This is a genomic window from Caenispirillum salinarum (assembly GCF_044803115.1).
Classification (GTDB): domain Bacteria; phylum Pseudomonadota; class Alphaproteobacteria; order Rhodospirillales; family Rhodospirillaceae; genus Caenispirillum; species Caenispirillum salinarum_A.
In genome coordinates, this window is record NZ_CP085224.1 from 4,366,043 (window position 1) to 4,383,569 (window position 17,527).

The following is a 17,527-nucleotide window of genomic DNA, read 5'->3' on the forward strand; positions in this document are numbered from 1 at the left end:
CGACCATGTAGGGGTCCCATTCCTTTTCACGGACAGGATTTTTCCACATGACCATTTCCGTCGGCGACACCCTTCCCGCCATGGACCTGAAGCTCGGCGGTCCCGAGGGCCCCGAGCCGGTGAACACCGGCGAGTTGTTCAAGGGCCGCACCGTCGCCCTGTTCAGCGTGCCGGGCGCCTTCACGCCCACCTGCTCGGCCCGCCACCTGCCGGGCTTCGTGGAAAAGGCCGAAGAGCTGAAGGCCAAGGGCGTCGACGACATCGTGTGCCTCGCCGTCAACGACCCCTTCGTCATGACGGCCTGGGCCGACGCCAACCACGCCACCGGCAAGATCACCATGCTGGCTGACGGCAACGGCGACTTCACCCGCGCACTCGGCCTCACCCAGGACGCCAAGGCCAACGCCATGGGCGAGCGCGGCCAGCGGTTCGCGCTGATCGCCAAGGACGGCAAGGTGACCGAGCTTTTCGTCGAGGAGCCGAAGCAGTTCAACGTCTCCAGCGCCGACAACGTGCTGGCTCACCTCTGATACGCGTCGATGATTGAATTCGCCACGCAGGCTCACGCGCCATTGGGCGCGGCGGCCAGCCGGCCCTGCCGGACGACGAGTGTGCGACTTCATGTGTCGTCCGGTATGGTCTGAGCGCCGGGGGCATCCCGCCCGTTGAACGGACAGGACAGCCGTTCACGGAAGAGGGGATGCCCCATGCGACGCCTGATCGCCCCCGCCGCCGCCTGCGCCCTCGCGCTTGGGATGGCGGCCTGCGAGAACACCATAGAGGACGACTTCGCGGCCCGCCCCGGCGCCAACTACGATGCCGACCTCGGCGTTCCGGCGCCGACGCCGGCACCGGACGAGCCGGAGGTGCTGGACCAGGACTCGCCGGGCTACGAGCCGCTGGCCCTGCCCGAGGGCGATCGCTGAGGTTGCCAAGGACCCGTGGCCGGGATACTTCGGTAGCACCACGACGGAAGGAGTTCCCGATGCTGCTGCGACCCTTGATCCTGGCCGGCGCGATCCTCAGCGCCCTGTCGGCCTGTACGCTCTACGACCCGCAGGGCCGCCCGCCGCCGGGCGCCGGTTTCGACACCGAGAGCGGGTTCGGGCCATCGGCGCGCGGCGGCTATGTGGTGCCCAGTGTGCGCGACACCGATTCACGCCTTTTCAGCGGCTTCGGCGGCGAGGCGGCGCCGGCGGAAAACCTGTCTCCCATCCAGCGCGCCGCCCTGGCCGACGGCTGCCGCACGCTGTTCGAGGGCGACGCCCAGGCCGTCAGCGAGTGCAAGGCCGGCCAACTCGGCCGCGAGGAGGCCTTGGCCGAGGGCTGCCGCCAGCGCTACGCCACCAATGCCGAAGCCATGCGCGCCTGCATGCCGTAGGGTCCGCAGAACCAAGAAAAAAGGCGCTTTCACTCTGGAAGGCGCCTTTTCCGACCTCCGCGGCAACTACGTCGCGTAGGGGTTCTTCGGCTTGCGGAAGTGCATGCGGATGGGCACGCCGTCCATGCCGAAATCGTCGCGCAGGCCGTTGACCAGATACCGGACGTAGCTTTCCGGCAGGTCGTCGGGCAACGAGCACGAGACGGCGAAGGTCGGCGGCCGCGCCTTGGCCTGGGTCATGTAGCGCAGCTTGATGCGGCGCTTGGTCTTGCCCAGCGGCGGCGGGTGCTGCGACAGGGTGTATTCCAGCCAGCGGTTCAGCGCGGCGGTGGAAATGCGGGTGTTCCAGACCTTGTGGATGTCCAGCACGCCTTGCATCAGCCGGTCCAGCCCCTGGCCCTTCAGCGCCGACAGCGTGATGAAGGGAATGCCGCGCACCTGCGGCAGGCTGGTCTGAAGGCGGTCGCGCATGCGCTGCATGGTGGCGCCCTTGTCCTCGGCGGCGTCCCACTTGTTGATGCCGATGACCAGCGCGCGGCCTTCCTCCACCACCATGCGGGCGATGGTGAGGTCCTGCTTGTCCATGACCATGTTGGCGTCCAGCATCAGGATCACCACCTCGGCCATGCGGATGTTGTTCAGCGTCTCCGACACCGACAGCCTTTCCAGGCTGTCGGAAATACGGGCCTTGCGCCGCATTCCGGCCGTATCGATGAGGCGCAGCTTGCGGTCGCGGAATGTCCAGTCGACGGCGATGGAATCGCGCGTGACACCGGCCTCGGGCCCCGTCAGCAGCCGTTCCTCGCCGATCAGGGCGTTGACCAGGGTCGACTTGCCCGTGTTGGGCCGCCCGACGATGGCCAGCCGCAGGGGCTTTTCGATGTCCTCCTCCGTGGTGACGGCGGGGGCGTTGGGGTCCTCGTCGGCGGCCAGCGTCTCGTCGTCGGACAGGTCGACGGCGTCGAAGACGCCCTCGTCCATCTCCGCCGCCGCGGCCTCGTCATGGGCGGCGGTGCGGGCGAAGGGCTGCAGGGCCTCGAACAGGTCGCCCATGCCGGTGCCGTGCTCGGCGGACACGCCGATGGGCTCGCCAAGGCCCAGGGAATAGGCCTCCAGCAGGCCCGGTTCGCCGGCCTTGCCCTCGCACTTGTTGGCGACCACCAGCACCGGCGTCGACTGCTTGCGCAGGACGTTGGCGAAGTGTTCGTCGGCGGGCGTCAGACCGACGCGCGCGTCGATCAGCAGCAGGCAGACGTCCGCCTGGTCCAGCGCGCCCAGCGTCATGGCCGACATGCGGCCGGCCAGGCTTTCCGGATCGGCTTCTTCCAGGCCGGCGGTGTCGATGACGCGGAACTCAAGCCCGGCCAGTTGCCCGCGGCCCTCCTTGCGGTCGCGCGTCACACCCGGAAAGTCGTGCACGATGGCCTCGCGCCGGCCGACCAGGCGATTGAACAGGGTACTCTTGCCGACGTTGGGTCGGCCGATGATGGCGACGGTAAAACTCATTGTCCTTCAACGCGCTTCTCGCGCGGTCAGCGGTACGCCACCAGGTCGGCGTCATTGGTCAGGAAGATCAGCGTGTCCTGGGCCACGATGGGGGCGAGGGTGATGCCGTCCGGCAGGTCGGTGCGGCCGAGCACCTTGCCCGTGTAGGGGCTGACGCTCATGGCCTCGCCGTGGCTGCCGGCGATGATCAGCCGGTCCGATGCCAGCACGGGACCGGACCACAGGATGCGGCCCCTGCGGTCGTCGGGGTCTTTCCACCGCGGCAGGGGCGTCACCCACAGCACGCGGCCGGTGCGGGCGTCGACGGCGGCCAGGTCGGCATCCATGCTGAGCGCGTAGAGCACGCCGCCGGCGACCCAGGGCTGCTCGATGCCGGCCAGGGGAATGTCCCAAACGCGCTGGCCCGTGCGCATGTCGATGGCGGTCATCAGGCCCGAGGCGCTGACGACGTAGACCCGGCCCGAGTCGATGACCGGACGGGCGTTGATGTCGGCCAGATTGGCGGTGGCGTCGACGGGGCGCGGTGCCACGATGCTGTCGGACCACAGCGGCCGTCCGGTGTCCACCGTCAGGGCCATCAGCTCGCCCGACCGCATGGGCGCCACCACCGTGCCGGCATCCACCGCCGGCGCGGCACCGCCCAGAAGGCCGGTCGCCTCGGCGACGCCCGGCTGGCTCCAGAGCGTGCGGCCGTCGGACGCCGCCAGGGCCAGAACCGTGTTGTCGATGGTCACCACGAAGACGCGGCCGCCGTCCACGGTGGGCGCGGCGCGCATGGGCGCGCTGACGGTGGTGCGCCAGGCTTCCGCCCCCGTGCCGGCATCCAGCGCCACCACCTGCGCCAGGCCGGTGGCGGCGAAGATGCGGCCGTTGGCATAGGCGAGGCCGGCGCCAAGCAGGGTGTTGGTGTCCTCGTCCTCGGGCAGAAGGTCGGTCTCCCACACCTTCCGTCCCGTGGTCAGGTCAAAGGCCGAGACACGGGCTTCGGTGTCGATGGTGTAGACGCGATCCCCGGCGACGATGGGCTGGGCGAGCAGCCGATCGCGTGACCCGCCGCCCGAGCCGATGTCGGCCTGCCAGACGCGCTGCGGGTTGTCGCCCAGCGTCATGTGTTGCATGGCGTGATGCGCCAGGCCGCCCGCCTGGGGCCAGGACCGGGCCGGCTCGGGCGGCGGCAGGACGATCTGCGGCGCGGCGCCGTCGGCCTGGGCCTCGAGCCCGGTCTGCATCTCCAGGACGCTGATGCGCGTGCCGGGCAGCGGCGGGTCTTCCGATTCGCCGAACCAGGTCTCGCCGCCGCAAGCCGACAGCAGCGGCAGGGTGATGGCGGCCACGGCCAGGGCGCGCACGGAGAAGGGAACGCGACGCAGCATGATCAGCCCTCCGTCCCGGCGTCATCGCCGGCGGCGGACGGCGCGCCGCCCAGGCTGGTGAGCATGGCCCCGGCGCGGCCCCGCAGGGCCTGCGGCGCGGCGCTCGAATCGACGATGCGGGCGTACAGGTCGCGGGCGCGGCTCTCATCGCCCTGGCGCAGGGACAGCAGCGCCGTCAGCTCCATGGCCGAGAACCGGAAGGCGTCCTCCTCGTCCATCAGCGGCTGCAGTTCGGCGATCAGGGCATCGGGATTTTCGACGCCGCCCTCCATGGCGTGCAGGACGGCGAGCACGGTGGCGAGGTCACGGAAGGCCGGGTCGACGGCGCTGTTGCCGGCGATGGCGCGGTAGGCCTCGACGGCCGCCGCCGCATCGCCCCGCTCGGCCGCCAGGGCGGCGCCGCGCAGGGCCGCCACCGCGCCGTAGCCGGTGGAGGCGTCGTCGGCCAGGGCCTCCAGCCGCGACAGGGCGGCCTCGGCGTCGCCCTGCTCCAGCAGGGTCACCGCGGCCTGATAACGGGCGGCCTCGTCCTCGCGCACGTTGGTCTGCCAGGCCTGCCAGCCCTGGTAGCCGGCGACCGACAGCACGATGGCGAGCGCGGCCGCGATGACCACGCCGCCGTACTTCTTCCACAGCGACGCCATTTGCTCATGGCGAAGTTCTTCATCCACTTCCCGGAACAGAGCGTCCTGGGCGGCATCTTCGCGACGGTCGGCCACGCGTAGCTCCTAACGACCCTTCAAAAAATCGAGCGCCAAACATAAGGTGTCGCGAAGGCTAAGGCAATCGCCGCGCCCACAGGACGGCCTTCAGCACTCGTTAACGTCCGTGCGCCATACTGCGGGCCTGGAATCGACCCTGCCGAGCGTATCACTGGGGAAATCGAACGTGTCGCGCATCCGCCTGCCCTGGGCGCCCCTGCTGGCCGCCGCCTGCACCGTCGCCGCCCTCTCGGCCTGCACCGAAGGCGGCGCCCTGCTTGCCGGGGCCGGCACGGCCAGCCTCATCAACACTGACAAGACGCTGATCGACCACGTCGCGTCCATGGGCCCGCAGGACTGCTCGACGGTGCGTCTCAGCCTTGGCGACGTCTGGTGCCTGCCCGACGACGAGGGGCTGGTCGCGCCCCTGCCGGCGCAGACCAAGTACTGCTACCGCACGCTCGGCAACGTCACCTGCTATGCCCAGCCCAGCCCCAACCCGCACGATTCGCTTGTGGGAATCGTGGTGCCCCGCACGCGGGGGCTGAACGACCAGTAGACTGGCCGGCCAACGCCTTTTCCACCTGGGCGGACCGCCATTCCATCCTTGCTCCGTCGGCGCGAAGCGTGAACAATAGATGACGTTCACGCGGACCCGAGGGAGGCACGGCAGACCCCCATGTCAAAGGTCATCCGGCTCGCGGACCGCAGACGGCGCGGCAGCCCCGTGTACTTCACGCGCACGGAACTGAACGCCCTGCTGGCCCTGTACAGCCGCCACGTCGCCAAGGGCGAGTGGCGGGATTACGCCATCGGGCACGAGCCCGGCATGGCGCGGTTCACCGTTCACCGCCACACCCACGAACGACCAGCTTTCACCTTCGTGAAGCTGGCGCCGCGCTCGGCCAACGCCAAGCCGGATTTCCTTCTCTACGACACCGACCGCAAAATCCGCCAGAGCACCAGCCTGCTCGACGTGCTGTCGATCTTCGACAAGAAGGTCAAGCTGCTGTCGACGTGAGGCGGCCCGTCCGGTGGATGCCCAGGCCAGGATGGCCGTGAGCGGTCCACCTGCGGCGCCGGCCACCCTGCCGCGCGGCCTGAATCGCCCGATCCCTCATGGATTCCGGTCCAGCGGCGCCGGCTTGCGCCTGCGGCTGAAGACCATCTCCTGGTTCGCCAGGTCCTCGGGCGTGCCCACCCAGGCGTAGGCCAGCAGGGCCGGCTCGCGGTCCGAGGTGGTGATGGCATGGTCGTGCTCGGGCACGTTCAGGATCATCGCGCCGGGCACGTAGACGCCGGCATCGTTCTCCGACGTCGCGCCCGACAGGCAGATGTAGCTTTCCGTGATGCCGCTGTGGGCATGGGCCGGATAGGTGGTGCGCGGGGCGAACAGGACCAGCCCCAGCGTCAGCTCCTTGCAGTACACCGGCCCGTGCGGCCCCAGGATGTCGGCATAGGCATAGCGTTTTTCCAGGTGGCGGGGCATGGAGGCATAGCCGTGCCGCCACGTCAGCCAGTCCTTCACCTTGTCGACGGCGCGCACCATGCCGCTCATGGTGTCGCGCTCGCCATTGTCGAGCGCACGGCCCAGGTGAGCGCAGACGGGCTTCCGTTCGGGCGGGGGAAAATCCAGCGGCGGGTCGGCGGCGACGCACCGCGACAGGCGCTCGCGCACCGCCTTCATGTGGCCCCGGATGAGGCGGCTGCCGCCCGCCGAGCGATAGCGGTAGGCGGTATCGAACTCTGCCAGCAGGTAGCCCCAGTCGGGCACGTCGGCAAGGCGCCGGACGCCCTCGGTCATGGCGAGCCTCCCTTTCGGTCCAGCGAAAAAGGAAAGGCCCGCGACAGGTGCGCCGCGGGCCTTGCCGGGAAGCGGACGAAGGCCGGTCAGTTGCCGGCGGTCTGGTTCATGCCGCCGGCACCGCCGGACATGGACATCATGTCCCCGGTCATCATGCCGCGGATGACGACGCGGCGGTTTTCCGGCTCGCGGACGCCGTCGCCGGTGGGCACGCGCGGGTCAAGCTCGCCCTTCCAGTCGACGCTCATGCGGTCCATGGGCACCCCGCGGGCGCTCAGCGCCTGGGCGACGTTGCGGGCGCGCTGTTCGGACAGGCGGTTGTTGTAGGGCACCGAGCCGGCGCGGTCGGCGTGGCCGACGACCTGAAGTTCAAGGTTCGGGTTCTCCTGCGCCACCTCGGCGACCGAGTTCAGCAGCGGATCGGCCTCGGAGGGCACGCGGGCGACGTCGAAGTCGAAGAACACCAGCACCGGCGCCTGCGCCTGGGCCGGCTGCGGCGCCGGCCGCTCGCCAAGCTGGTTCATGGCGTTGATGAAGCCCTCGCGGCACTCGGCGATGTGGTCCATCTGCCAGCCTTCCTCGGACTGCTCGACCCAGCAGTCGTAGTTGGACTGGGCCGAGGCGGCGACCACCGGGTTCTTCTCGCGGGCGCCATCGCGGTAGGCGGTGACCAGGGCATTGCGGGCCACACGCAGGTCGGCGCGCCATTCCGCGTTGTCGATATCCCAGTCGCGCGGGTCCTCGGGCGCCACGCGACGGCCCTCGGCAGCGGCGAGGGTCTTCCTGGCGAAGTGGTCGGCGTCGGGCCAGTCGTACATCTCATCCGACTCGAACCGCGTAAAGTCGCTGTAGTTCTTCGCCAGGCTCTGGGTGAACTGCGACCCCTGCGGGGTCACCTGCTTGGCGTCTTCGATCATGTACGGATTGGCGCAGGCGGCCAGCGTCACGGTCGCGACGGCGGGAACGGCAACGCGGATGATCGGATGCATGTCGCAAACCTCCTCAAGGACAGAAACCAACGCGCGAAAGCCTCCGCGCGCTTTTCCAGCCAACGTCCCGCTTCTCCGGCCGGTTCCTAAACCCTGGGGACATAGCCCTTCGAGCCCTTTCCCCTTGCGCGCGTGCCTCTTTCGGCCGTCTCCCTCCGGTCAGGCCTCCTCGACCGCGGCTCTGTCGGCCACGCCCGCCTCGGCAAAGGTCGCCATGCCGGCGTGGCAGGCCGCCGCCGCCTTCAGCACGCCGGCCGCCAGCACCGCGCCGGAACCCTCGCCGAGGCGCATCCCCAGGTCCAGGATGGCCCGCTTGCCCAGCTTCTCGACCAGGCGTCCGTGGCCCGGCTCGGCGGAGGCATGGGCGACGACGCAATGATCCAGCGCGCCCGGGCGGACGGCCTCCAGGCAGGCGGCGGCGGCGGTGGTGATGTAGCCGTCGAGCACCACCGGCACGCGCGCAAGACGCGCCCCGGCCACGGCGCCGGCGATGGCCGCCAACTCACGCCCGCCGAGCCGGCGCAGCACCTCCAGCCCGTCGGGCGCATCGGCGGTGTTGGCGGCGACGCCCTCGGCCACCACGCGCGCCTTGTGGGACAGCGCCTCGCCTTCCACGCCCGTGCCGGGGCCGGTCCATTCCATGGGCGAGCCGCCGAACAGCGCCAGCGCGATGGCGGCGGCGCTGGTGGTGTTGGCGATGCCCATCTCGCCGACGCACAGCGCATCGGGCGGTGCTGCCGTCATCTGCTCCAGGCCGGCGTTGAGCGCGGCGACCACCTCGCCCTCGGTCATGGCCGGACCCTTGGTGAAGTCGGCCGTCGGGCGGTCCAGGTCGAGCGCGGTCACCATCAGCTCCGCCCCCACCGCGCGGCAGAGCTGGTTCACCGCCGCCCCGCCGGCCTGGAAGTTCGCCACCATCTGCGCCGTCACCGAGGCCGGAAAGGCCGAGACGCCCAGGGCCGCCACGCCATGATTGCCGGCGAAGACGCAGGCCCGCACGTCCTCAAGCCGCGCCGGATGGCGACCCTGCCAGGCGGCCAACCATTCCGCCAGGTCCTCCAGCCGTCCCAGCGATCCCGGCGGCTTGGTCAGTTGCGGCTCGCGCGCGGCGGCGGCGGCGGCGGCCTCGGCGTCGGGGCCGGGCAGATCGGCCAGCAGGGCGCGGAAATCGGCGAGAGAGCGCACGGTCACGGACATCTTGCTTGCACCTTCGGCTGCGGAATGAAACTGTTCGGCCCGATCCATACACCGAAGCCCGCCGGAAATCATTGACGATGGCGTCAGATCCGCCGACCGCCGGCCGCATGGGGGAAGCCCATCTGGCCTTCGTCTTTCTCACCCGCCTGCCCCTGCCCCGGCTGGCCGACGCCGCGGCGCGGGCGCCCGTGGGCCACGCTGCCTGGGCCTTCCCGCTGGTCGGGCTGGCGGTCGGACTGGCCGGCGCGCTCGCGCTGTGGGGCGCGGCGCTTGCCGGTCTGTCGCCGCTGGTGGGCGCGCTGGCGGCCCTGGCCGTCACCGTCGCATTGACCGGCGCCCTGCACGAGGACGGGCTGGGCGACGTGGCCGACGGCTTCGGCGGCGGCCACACCCGCGAGCGCAAGCTGGAGATCATGCGCGACAGTCGCGTCGGCTCCTACGGCGTGCTGGCGCTGCTGTTCAGCGTGGCCTTGCGCGCCGGGGCGCTGGCCGCGCTGTTGGAGTCCGGCGGCCCTTCGGCGGCGGGCGCGGGCCTGATCGCGGCCATGGGGCTGTCGCGGGCCGCCATTCCGCTGACCATGGTCCTGCTGCCGCCCGCCCGTGCCGACGGTCTGGGCGCGGCGGCCGGATCGCCGGGAGCCCTGCGGCTCGGCGTGGCGCTGGTGCTGGCGGCGGTGGCGGCGGCGGTGCTGCTGCCGGCGGCGACGCTGGCGCCCCTGTTCGCCCTGGGGCTGATCGCCGTGCTGCTGATGACGGGGCTCGCGCGCCGGCAGATCGGCGGCCATACCGGCGACGTCCTGGGCGCGGTGGAGCAGGTGACGCAGGCCACCGTCCTCCTCACCCTCTCCGCACTGGCCGGAGCCTGAGCATGGAGGGTGCGACGCGCTTCTGGTGGGTCCGTCACGCGCCGGTCGACGCCGCGCCCGGCGAGATCGTCGGCGTGCTCGACCGCCCCTGCCGTGCCATGGACGCCGCCGCCGTCTCGGCCCTGCGCCAAGTGCTGCCGCCGGGCGCGGCGGCCGTCACCAGCGGCCTCGCCCGCTGCCGCGCCACGGCGGAAGCCTTGGGTTTCGCCGAAGCCGCGACCGAGCCCGACCTGCGGGAACAGGACTTCGGCGCCTGGCAGGGGCGGACGTGGTCCGGCCTCTCCCCCGCCGAGACATCCGGCTTCTGGCGGGCTCCCGCCACCGCCCGTCCGCCCGGCGGGGAAAGCTTCGCCGACCAGGTGGCGCGGGTGAGCACCTGTATCGCAAGGCTTGCAGAGGCACAACGCGGGCACGACGTGGTGGCGGTGGTTCATGCCGGCACCATCCGCGCCGCTCTGGCGCTGGCGATGGGGCTGGAAGCCGACCCCGCTCCCGCCCTATGCTTCGGGGTGGAGCCGCTGTCGCTCAGCCGCGTCGACGTCGTGGCCGAGGGCGCGGCGGTCCATCTGGTCAACTGGAGGCCCCGCCCCTGATGCTCCCCTCCGTCGTGCCGCCCTCTCCCGCCGACTTCAGCCCCCTGCCGCCGCTCACCGTCATCATCGGCGGCGCGCGTTCGGGCAAGAGCCGGCTGGCCGAGCAGATCATCCGCGTCTCCGGCGCCGCGCGCGCCACCTACGTGGCCACCGCACAGGCCTGGGACGACGAGATGGCCGCCCGCATCGCCATGCACCGCGAGCGGCGCAGCGGCTTCTGGCGAACCATCGAGGAACCGCTGGAGTTGTCCACCCTGCTGCCCCGCGTGAACCCAGGCGAGCCTGTGCTGGTGGACTGCCTGACGCTCTGGCTCACCAACCAGATGCTGGCCGACCCGCCGCGCGACATCGAATTCGCCATCGACGGGCTGCGCGACGCCCTGGCCGGGACGTACGCGCCCGTCGTGCTGGTCTCCAACGAGGTGGGCCTCGGCATCGTCCCCGACAGCATGCTCGGCCGGTCCTTCCGGGATCAGGCCGGGCGGCTCAATCAGGTGGTGAGCGAGGCCGCCGATCGCGTTATCTTCGTCGCGGCCGGAGTGCCTCTCATTCTCAAGAACATCCCCTCCGACCCGTCACGGACAAGGAACAGCCCTTCATCATGAGTGCAGCCCGCAAGATCCCCGCGACCGTCATCACCGGCTTCCTCGGCGCCGGCAAGACCACGCTGATCCGCCACCTGATGGAAAATGCGGAAGGCCGGCGCATCGCCCTGGTCATCAACGAGTTCGGCGATCTCGGCATGGATCGCGAAATCCTGACCGGCTGCGGCGTGCCGGGGTGTGACGACGAGAACATCGTGGAACTGGCCAACGGCTGCATCTGCTGCACGGTGGCCGACGAGTTCCTGCCCACCATGGAAAAGCTGGTGCTGGCCGACAATCCGCCCGACGCCATCGTCATCGAGACGTCCGGCCTGGCCCTGCCCAAGCCGCTGGTGAAGGCCTTCCAATGGCCGGAAATCCGCTCGCGCGTCACCGTTGACGGCGTGGTGACGCTGGTCGACGCCCATGCGGTCGCCGCCGGCCGCTTCGCCGACGACCCGGACGCCGTGCAGAAGCTGCGGGAGGCCGACGAGGCGCTCGACCACGACAACCCGCTGGAAGAGGTGTTCGAGGATCAACTGTCCTGTGCGGATCTGGTAATCCTCAACAAGGCGGACCTGCTGGACGAGGCGGGCATGGACGTGCTGGAGCAGGACCTGCGCGCCCGCCTGCGCCCCGGCGTCAAGCTGGTTCCCGCCGCCTACGGCAAGGTCGACCCGGCCGTGCTGCTGGGCCTGGACGCGGGCGCCGAGGACGACCTGGACACGCGCCCGAGCCACCACGACGACGCCGACGGCGATCACGACCACGACGACTTCGACACCTTCGTGGTGGAGTTCGGCGCGGTCGATGACCTGGAGGCCCTGGAAGCGCGCATGGCCGCTGCCGTGGAGGATCACGACATCCTGCGCATCAAGGGCTTCCTCGACATCCCAGGCAAGCCGGCGCGGATGCTGGTGCAGGGCGTCGGCCCGCGCCTGGACCGCTGGTTCGACCGCCCGTGGAAGGCCGGCGAGGCGCGCAAGAGCCATCTGGTGGTGATCGGCCTGCACGGCATCGACCGCGCCGCCGTCGCCCGCGAAATCCGCGAGGGCCGCACCGCCGACGAAGCCCAGGCCGCGCCGCTTTCCGGTTCCGCCGGCGCCGCCTGATCCATGCATCTGCTTGCCGCGACGCCCGGAGGCATCGACGACGGATCGGACGCCGTCGACCTGGGGCAGACGCCCGCCGATATCGTGGTGCTGTCCGCCGCCGACAGCGAACTGGCCTGCCTCTCCCACGCCCGCCGGGTTCTGGGGGACGCGGTGCCCTCGCTGCGGCTGGCGAGCCTTTTGCACCTCGGCCACAACATGAGCGTCGACCTCTACGTCGACAGCGTCATTTCCGGTGCGAAGCTCGTGATCGTGCGGCTCCTGGGCGGGCGCGGCTACTGGCCCTACGGCGTTGAGGAACTGGAGCGCCTGTGCCGCCGCAAGGGCATCGCGCTGGCCTTCCTGCCCGGCGACGACAAGCCCGACGAGGATCTGGGCCGCGCCTCGACCCTGGAGCCGGCGGCCCGCGACCGCCTGTGGCGCTACCTGATCCACGGCGGCACCGGCAACGCGGAGCACTTCCTGCGCTACGCCGCCACCCTGCTGGGGCAGGATGTGGACTGGCGGGAGCCCGCACCCCTGCCGTCGGCGGGGCTCTACCCGCTGGGCACGACGCTGGAGGACATGCGGGCCGCATGGGTGCCCGATGCGCCGGTGGCGGCGGTGGTGTTCTATCGCGCGCTGGTGCAGGCGGGGAACACCGACGTGGTGGATGCGCTGTGCACGTCCTTGCGGGACCAGGGCGTCAACGCGCTGCCGCTGTTCGTCACCAGTCTGAAGGACCCCATGGCCGCCGGCGTGGTGGAGAGCGTGCTGGGGGATGCCGCGCCCGGCGTCATCCTCAACGCCACGGGCTTTGCCGTCGCCGCCCCCGGCAATCCCAAGGACACGCCCTTCGCCGTCGCCGATTGCCCGGTGTTGCAGGTTGTCTTCGCCGGCAGCGGGGAAGACGGCTGGCGGGAGGGCGCGCGCGGATTGTCGTCGCGCGACATCGCCATGAACGTCGCCCTGCCGGAGGTGGACGGGCGTGTACTCTCCCGCGCCGTCAGCTTCAAGGGCCTCATCCGCCGGGACGAGGACACCCAGCATGACGTGGTCGGCCACAAGCCCGTCGCCGACCGCGTGCGCTTCGTCGCGGAGCTTGCCGCCCGCTGGGCGCGGCTGCGGCGCACCCCGGCGGAGGATCGGCGCATCGGACTGGTGCTGGCGAACTATCCCACCCGCGACGGGCGGCTGGGCAACGGCGTCGGCCTCGACACGCCCGCCGGAACGGTCGCGGTGCTGGAGGCCCTCAAGGCGGCAGGTTACGACCTTCCCGATGTACCCGAGGACGGCGACGCCCTGATCCGCACGCTTCAGGAGGGCGTGACCAACGACCTGACCGCCCGCGATGCCCGCACGGTGCGCGTGGTCCTGCCGCTGGAGGCTTACCGTGCCGGCTTCAACAGGCTGCCGGAGGCCGTCCGCGCGCAGGTCTCCGACCGCTGGGGCGGGCCCGAGGACGACCCGCACTTCCGCGCCGGCCGTGGCGGCTTTGCGCTGTCGGTCCTGCCGCTTGGCAACGTGGCCGTGGGCATCCAGCCGGCGCGCGGCTACAACATCGACCCGGTGGAAAGCTACCACGACCCCGCCCTGGTGCCGCCGCACGGCTACCTCGCCTTCTACATCTGGCTGCGCGAGAGCTTCGGCGCCCAGGCGGTCGTCCACATGGGCAAGCACGGCAACCTGGAATGGCTGCCCGGCAAGGCCCTGGCGCTGTCGCAAGACTGCTTCCCCGAAGCCGCCCTCGGCGCCATGCCGCACCTCTACCCCTTCATCGTCAACGATCCCGGCGAGGGGACGCAGGGCAAGCGCCGGGCGCAGGCGGTCATCATCGACCACCTGACGCCGCCGCTGACCCGCGCCGAAAGCTACGGGCCGCTGAAGGACCTGGAAGCCCTGGTGGACGAGTATTTCGAGGCCGCCGGCGTCGATCCGCGCCGCCTCAAGGTGCTGCGGGAAGAGATATTGTCGCTCGCCCGCTCCACCGGCCTGGACGACGACCTGGGCATCGCGCCCAACGACGATGCCGAGACGGCGCTTTCCAAGCTCGACGCCCACCTGTGCGAGCTGAAGGAACTGCAAATCCGCGACGGCCTGCACATCTTCGGCCGCAGCCCCGAGGGCGACCAGCGCACCGACCTTCTGGTGGCGCTCGGCCGCGTGCCCCCGGCGGGGCGGGAGGACCTGGCGCTGACCCGCGCGCTCGCCGCCGACCTGGAACTGGCGGCGGGCTTCGACCCGCTGGACTGCCCGCCGGCCGATCCGTGGGACGGGGCGCGGCCCGCCGTGCTGGCCGACATCGACGCCCAGACCTGGCGCACCACCGGCGACACGGTGGAGCGGCTGGAGCTGCTGGCCCGCGCGCTGGTGGCGGGCTCCGCCACGGCCGACCCCGCCTGGCCCCGCACCGCCGCCGCCCTCGCCCATGTCCGCGACACGCTGGCTCCCGCCGTGGACGCCAGCGGAGAAGCCGAGTTGACAGGCTTGCTGACGGGCCTCGCCGGGCGTTTCGTGCCGCCCGGTCCGTCGGGCGCGCCGACGCGGGGACGGCCGGACGTGCTGCCGACCGGGCGCAATTTCTTTTCCGTCGACACCCGCACCGTTCCCACCCCCGCCGCCTGGCACCTGGGATGGAAGTCCGCCGGCCTGCTGCTGGAGCGTCACTGGCAGGACAACGGCGAATGGCCGCGCGCCATGGCGATCACCGCCTGGGGCACATCCAACATGCGCACCGGCGGCGACGACATCGCCCAAGGGCTGGCGCTCATGGGCGTGCGGCCGACCTGGGACAGCGCCTCGCGCCGTGTCACGGGGTTTGAGATCCTGCCCGCGAGCGTGCTCGACCGGCCGCGCGTGGACGTGACCTTGCGCATCTCCGGCTTCTTCCGCGACGCCTTCCCGGCCCTCATCGACCTGTTCGACTCAGCCGCCCGTGCGGTGGCCGAGCTGGACGAGCCCGACGACGTCAATCCGCTGGCCGCCCGCGTGCGCGCCGACGCCGCCGCGCTGGGCGGCGACGAGCCCGCCGCCCGCCGCCGCGCCGCCTCCCGCGTGTTCGGCTCAAAGCCCGGCGCCTACGGGGCGGGCCTTCAGGCCTACATCGATGAAGGCGGCTGGGACACCGACGCCGATCTGGCGGAAGCCTACGTCACCTGGGGCGGCTACGCCTACGGCGCGGGAACCGAGGGCGCGGCCGAGCACGGGCTGTTCCGCGACCGGCTGTCGAAGGTGGACGCCGTCGTCCAGAACCAGGACAACCGCGAGCACGATCTGCTCGATTCCGACGACTACTACCAGTTCGAGGGCGGCATGACGGCGGCCGTCCGTACCCTGTCGGGCCGTCAGCCGGCGACCTACCACCCCGACCACTCGCGCCCCGAAAGCCCGCGCATCCGCACGCTGGGCGAGGAAATCGCGCGCATCGTCCGGGGCCGCGCCGCGAACCCCAAGTGGATCGCGGGCGTCATGCGCCACGGCTACAAGGGCGCCTTCGAGATGGCGGCGACGGTGGACTACCTGTTTGCCTTCGCCGCGACCGCCCGTTGCGTGTCCGACCACCATTTTGACGCCATATTCGATGCCTACATGGTGGACGAGGATGTTCGCCGCTTCCTCGCCGACCACAACCCGGCCGCCCTTTCGGAGATGGCCGACCGGTTCGACGAGGCGCAGCGGCGCGGCCTGTGGCGGTCGCGGCGCAACGACGTGCCCCGCGTGCTGGACGAAATAAGGGAGACGACCAAGCCATGACCGACACCCCCGCCCCCGGCGCCGGACCCGAGGACGAAGACCTCAACGCCCGCCACAAGGCCAAGATGGCCAAGAAAAAGGCCATCCGCGACAAGATCCTGTCGGAAAAGACGGAAACGCGCGGCGTCATGATCGTCAACACCGGCGCCGGCAAGGGCAAGTCGACGGCCGCCTTCGGCATGGCCCTGCGCTGCGTCGGCCACGGCATGAAGGTGGGCGTGGTGCAGTTCATCAAGGGCGCCATGGACACCGCCGAACGCGACGTGCTGGCGCGGTTTCCCGACCAGGTCACCTTCAAGGCCATGGGCGAGGGCTTCACCTGGGAGACCCAGGACCGCGAGCGCGACATCGCCGCCGCCCGCCGCGCCTTCGACGTCGCCAGGGAATGGCTGGCCGATCCCGAGTACGGCATGGTGATCCTCGATGAGATCAACGTGGTCCTGCGCTACGGCTACCTGCCGACGGAAGAGGTCATCGAGGCCCTGGAGGCCCGCCCCATCCACCAGCACGCCGTCCTGACCGGCCGCAACGCCCTGGACGAGGTCATCGAGCGCGCCGACCTGGTGACCGAGATGAAGGTGGTCAAGCACCCCTTCCGCGCCGGCATCAAGGCCCAGGCCGGGGTGGAATTCTGACGCCCCGTCAGCGCATTATCGGCGGGCGGCTACCCGACGCCCGCGCCCCTGTCGCCACTGCGGAGACGCCTTCATGATCCTGCGAGCCCTCACCCTCGGCCTGGCCATCGTCTTCAGCGTCCTTGCCGGTGCCGCCGCACCGGCGCCGGCCGGCGCCGCCAGCGTCCAGGAAGACCTGGCCGACGCGCGATCGGTCCTGAACGAGAGCATTTCCACCGTCTACAGCGTGCGTGGCGACGAAAACTTCGAGAACAACTTCAACCGGTATCTTCAGCGCGCCAAGGGCGTGCTGATCGTGCCGCAGTTCTTCAAGGGCGGCTTCATCATCGGCGGCGCCTACGGCAACGGCCTGCTCATGAGCCGCGACCGCACCGGCGACTGGTCGGCGCCCGCCTTCTATCGCATGGGCGCGGGGTCTCTGGGCTTCCAGATCGGCGCGCAGCAGGTGGAAATGGTCTTCATGATCATGACCGACCGCGGCCTGACGGCGCTGATGAACGACGAATTCAAGCTGGGCGCCAACGTCGGCGTCACCTTCGTGCACAAGGGCGCCAGCCTGGAGGCCGCCACCACCACCAACATGCAGAACGACATCCTGGCCTTCGCCCACGCCAAGGGCGCCTATGGCGGCGTGTCCGTGGAAGGGGCGGTCATCAAACCGCGCCACGACTGGAACCAGGCCTTCTACGGCCGGGGCGCCACGCCCAAGGCCATCGTGCTCGACCGCCGCTATCCCAATCCCGAGGCCGAACCGCTGTGGGAGGCCCTGTCGGTGGAGAACATCGGCGACGTCGACACCGCCCCCTACAGCCAGCAGCAATCGCCGGCCGGGGCTCAGGGCCAGGGACAGGGTCAGATGCAGGCGCAGCCGCGGCCGGAGCCGCAGGGTCAGGACGAAAGCTGGATGCAGGGCAGCCAGGGCCAGGGCCAGGGCCAGATGCAGCCGTCCGGCAACTCCGGCCCCACCCGCATCGCGCCGATCGAGAGCGAGCCGCTGGACCCCATCCAGGGCGAGCAACTGCCGCCGCCGTCCGCCACCGGCCAGTAGGCCTCA

At 70.8% G+C, this 17,527-nt stretch carries 18 protein-coding genes; 12 read left to right on the top strand and 6 right to left on the bottom strand.

Features of this window, described 5'->3' with window-relative positions:
• Positions 1-47 precede the first annotated feature (47 nt).
• From LG334_RS20115 to LG334_RS20125, 3 genes are all read left to right on the top strand, one after another.
• Positions 48-530 (top strand): peroxiredoxin, encoded by a 483-nt coding sequence (locus LG334_RS20115; protein ID WP_404380862.1) that lies wholly within the window; start codon positions 48-50, stop codon positions 528-530.
• Between the two features lie 177 nt (positions 531-707).
• Entirely contained in the window at positions 708-926 is a 219-nt protein-coding gene (locus LG334_RS20120) for a hypothetical protein (RefSeq protein ID WP_404380864.1), read from the top strand.
• Between the two features lie 59 nt (positions 927-985).
• Entirely contained in the window at positions 986-1,381 is a 396-nt protein-coding gene (locus LG334_RS20125) for a hypothetical protein (RefSeq protein ID WP_404380866.1), read from the top strand.
• Positions 1,382-1,447: 66 nt separating this feature from the next.
• Here the strand turns inward: LG334_RS20125 and der are convergent, their stop codons facing one another.
• From der to LG334_RS20140, 3 genes are read right to left on the bottom strand one after another with little or no spacing between them, the layout of a single operon-like run.
• Positions 1,448-2,887 carry a ribosome biogenesis GTPase Der gene (der, locus tag LG334_RS20130; protein ID WP_404380868.1) on the bottom strand — a complete coding sequence of 480 codons (1,440 nt, stop codon included), beginning with the start codon at positions 2,885-2,887 and terminating at the stop codon, positions 1,448-1,450.
• A gap of 26 nt (positions 2,888-2,913) precedes the next feature.
• Positions 2,914-4,260, bottom strand: coding sequence for a PQQ-binding-like beta-propeller repeat protein (locus LG334_RS20135; protein WP_404380870.1), 1,347 nt, complete (start codon positions 4,258-4,260; stop codon positions 2,914-2,916).
• A 2-nt stretch (positions 4,261-4,262) separates the two neighbouring features.
• Positions 4,263-4,979, bottom strand: coding sequence for a tetratricopeptide repeat protein (locus tag LG334_RS20140; protein ID WP_404380872.1), 717 nt, complete (start codon positions 4,977-4,979; stop codon positions 4,263-4,265).
• A 169-nt stretch (positions 4,980-5,148) separates the two neighbouring features.
• Between LG334_RS20140 and LG334_RS20145 the strand changes: the two genes are divergently transcribed.
• Together LG334_RS20145 and LG334_RS20150 are read left to right on the top strand one after the other, a co-directional pair.
• On the top strand, positions 5,149-5,520 hold the full coding sequence (locus tag LG334_RS20145) for a hypothetical protein (RefSeq protein WP_404380874.1): 372 nt from the start codon (positions 5,149-5,151) through the stop codon (positions 5,518-5,520).
• Positions 5,521-5,640: 120 nt separating this feature from the next.
• Positions 5,641-5,982, top strand: coding sequence for a DUF2794 domain-containing protein (locus LG334_RS20150; protein ID WP_404380876.1), 342 nt, complete (start codon positions 5,641-5,643; stop codon positions 5,980-5,982).
• Positions 5,983-6,078: 96 nt separating this feature from the next.
• On the opposite strand, the gene LG334_RS20155 is transcribed toward LG334_RS20150, so the two are convergent.
• The 3 genes from LG334_RS20155 to cobT all read right to left on the bottom strand — a co-directional run bounded on the left by LG334_RS20155 (position 6,079) and on the right by cobT (position 8,951).
• Positions 6,079-6,765: a dimethylsulfonioproprionate lyase family protein gene (locus tag LG334_RS20155; protein ID WP_404380878.1), complete on the bottom strand. Its 687-nt coding sequence runs from the start codon at positions 6,763-6,765 to the stop codon at positions 6,079-6,081.
• Between the two features lie 86 nt (positions 6,766-6,851).
• On the bottom strand, positions 6,852-7,754 hold the full coding sequence (locus LG334_RS20160) for an OmpA family protein (protein WP_404380880.1): 903 nt from the start codon (positions 7,752-7,754) through the stop codon (positions 6,852-6,854).
• A 159-nt stretch (positions 7,755-7,913) separates the two neighbouring features.
• The gene (gene cobT, locus LG334_RS20165) at positions 7,914-8,951 is read right to left on the bottom strand and encodes a nicotinate-nucleotide--dimethylbenzimidazole phosphoribosyltransferase (RefSeq protein ID WP_404380882.1); all 1,038 of its coding nucleotides are present in this window, start codon (positions 8,949-8,951) and stop codon (positions 7,914-7,916) included.
• Between the two features lie 77 nt (positions 8,952-9,028).
• Between cobT and LG334_RS20170 the strand changes: the two genes are divergently transcribed.
• From LG334_RS20170 to LG334_RS20200, 7 genes are all read left to right on the top strand, one after another.
• On the top strand, positions 9,029-9,817 hold the full coding sequence (locus LG334_RS20170; protein ID WP_404380884.1) for an adenosylcobinamide-GDP ribazoletransferase: 789 nt from the start codon (positions 9,029-9,031) through the stop codon (positions 9,815-9,817).
• A 2-nt stretch (positions 9,818-9,819) separates the two neighbouring features.
• Positions 9,820-10,410, top strand: a complete 591-nt coding sequence (locus LG334_RS20175) for a histidine phosphatase family protein (RefSeq protein WP_404380886.1) — start codon at positions 9,820-9,822, stop codon at positions 10,408-10,410.
• Complete coding sequence (gene cobU, locus LG334_RS20180) at positions 10,410-11,015, top strand: bifunctional adenosylcobinamide kinase/adenosylcobinamide-phosphate guanylyltransferase (RefSeq protein WP_404380888.1); 606 nt, start codon at positions 10,410-10,412, stop codon at positions 11,013-11,015. Before LG334_RS20175 ends, cobU begins: the two co-directional genes overlap by 1 nt.
• Complete coding sequence (gene cobW, locus LG334_RS20185) at positions 11,012-12,106, top strand: cobalamin biosynthesis protein CobW (RefSeq protein WP_404380890.1); 1,095 nt, start codon at positions 11,012-11,014, stop codon at positions 12,104-12,106. The genes cobU and cobW overlap by 4 nt, the downstream gene beginning before the upstream one ends.
• Before the next feature lie 3 nt (positions 12,107-12,109).
• The gene (gene cobN, locus LG334_RS20190) at positions 12,110-15,838 is read left to right on the top strand and encodes a cobaltochelatase subunit CobN (protein ID WP_404380892.1); all 3,729 of its coding nucleotides are present in this window, start codon (positions 12,110-12,112) and stop codon (positions 15,836-15,838) included.
• Complete coding sequence (cobO, locus tag LG334_RS20195) at positions 15,835-16,473, top strand: cob(I)yrinic acid a,c-diamide adenosyltransferase (RefSeq protein WP_404380894.1); 639 nt, start codon at positions 15,835-15,837, stop codon at positions 16,471-16,473. The genes cobN and cobO overlap by 4 nt, the downstream gene beginning before the upstream one ends.
• Before the next feature lie 73 nt (positions 16,474-16,546).
• Positions 16,547-17,521 carry a lipid-binding SYLF domain-containing protein gene (locus LG334_RS20200; RefSeq protein WP_404380896.1) on the top strand — a complete coding sequence of 325 codons (975 nt, stop codon included), beginning with the start codon at positions 16,547-16,549 and terminating at the stop codon, positions 17,519-17,521.
• Positions 17,522-17,527 lie beyond the last annotated feature (6 nt).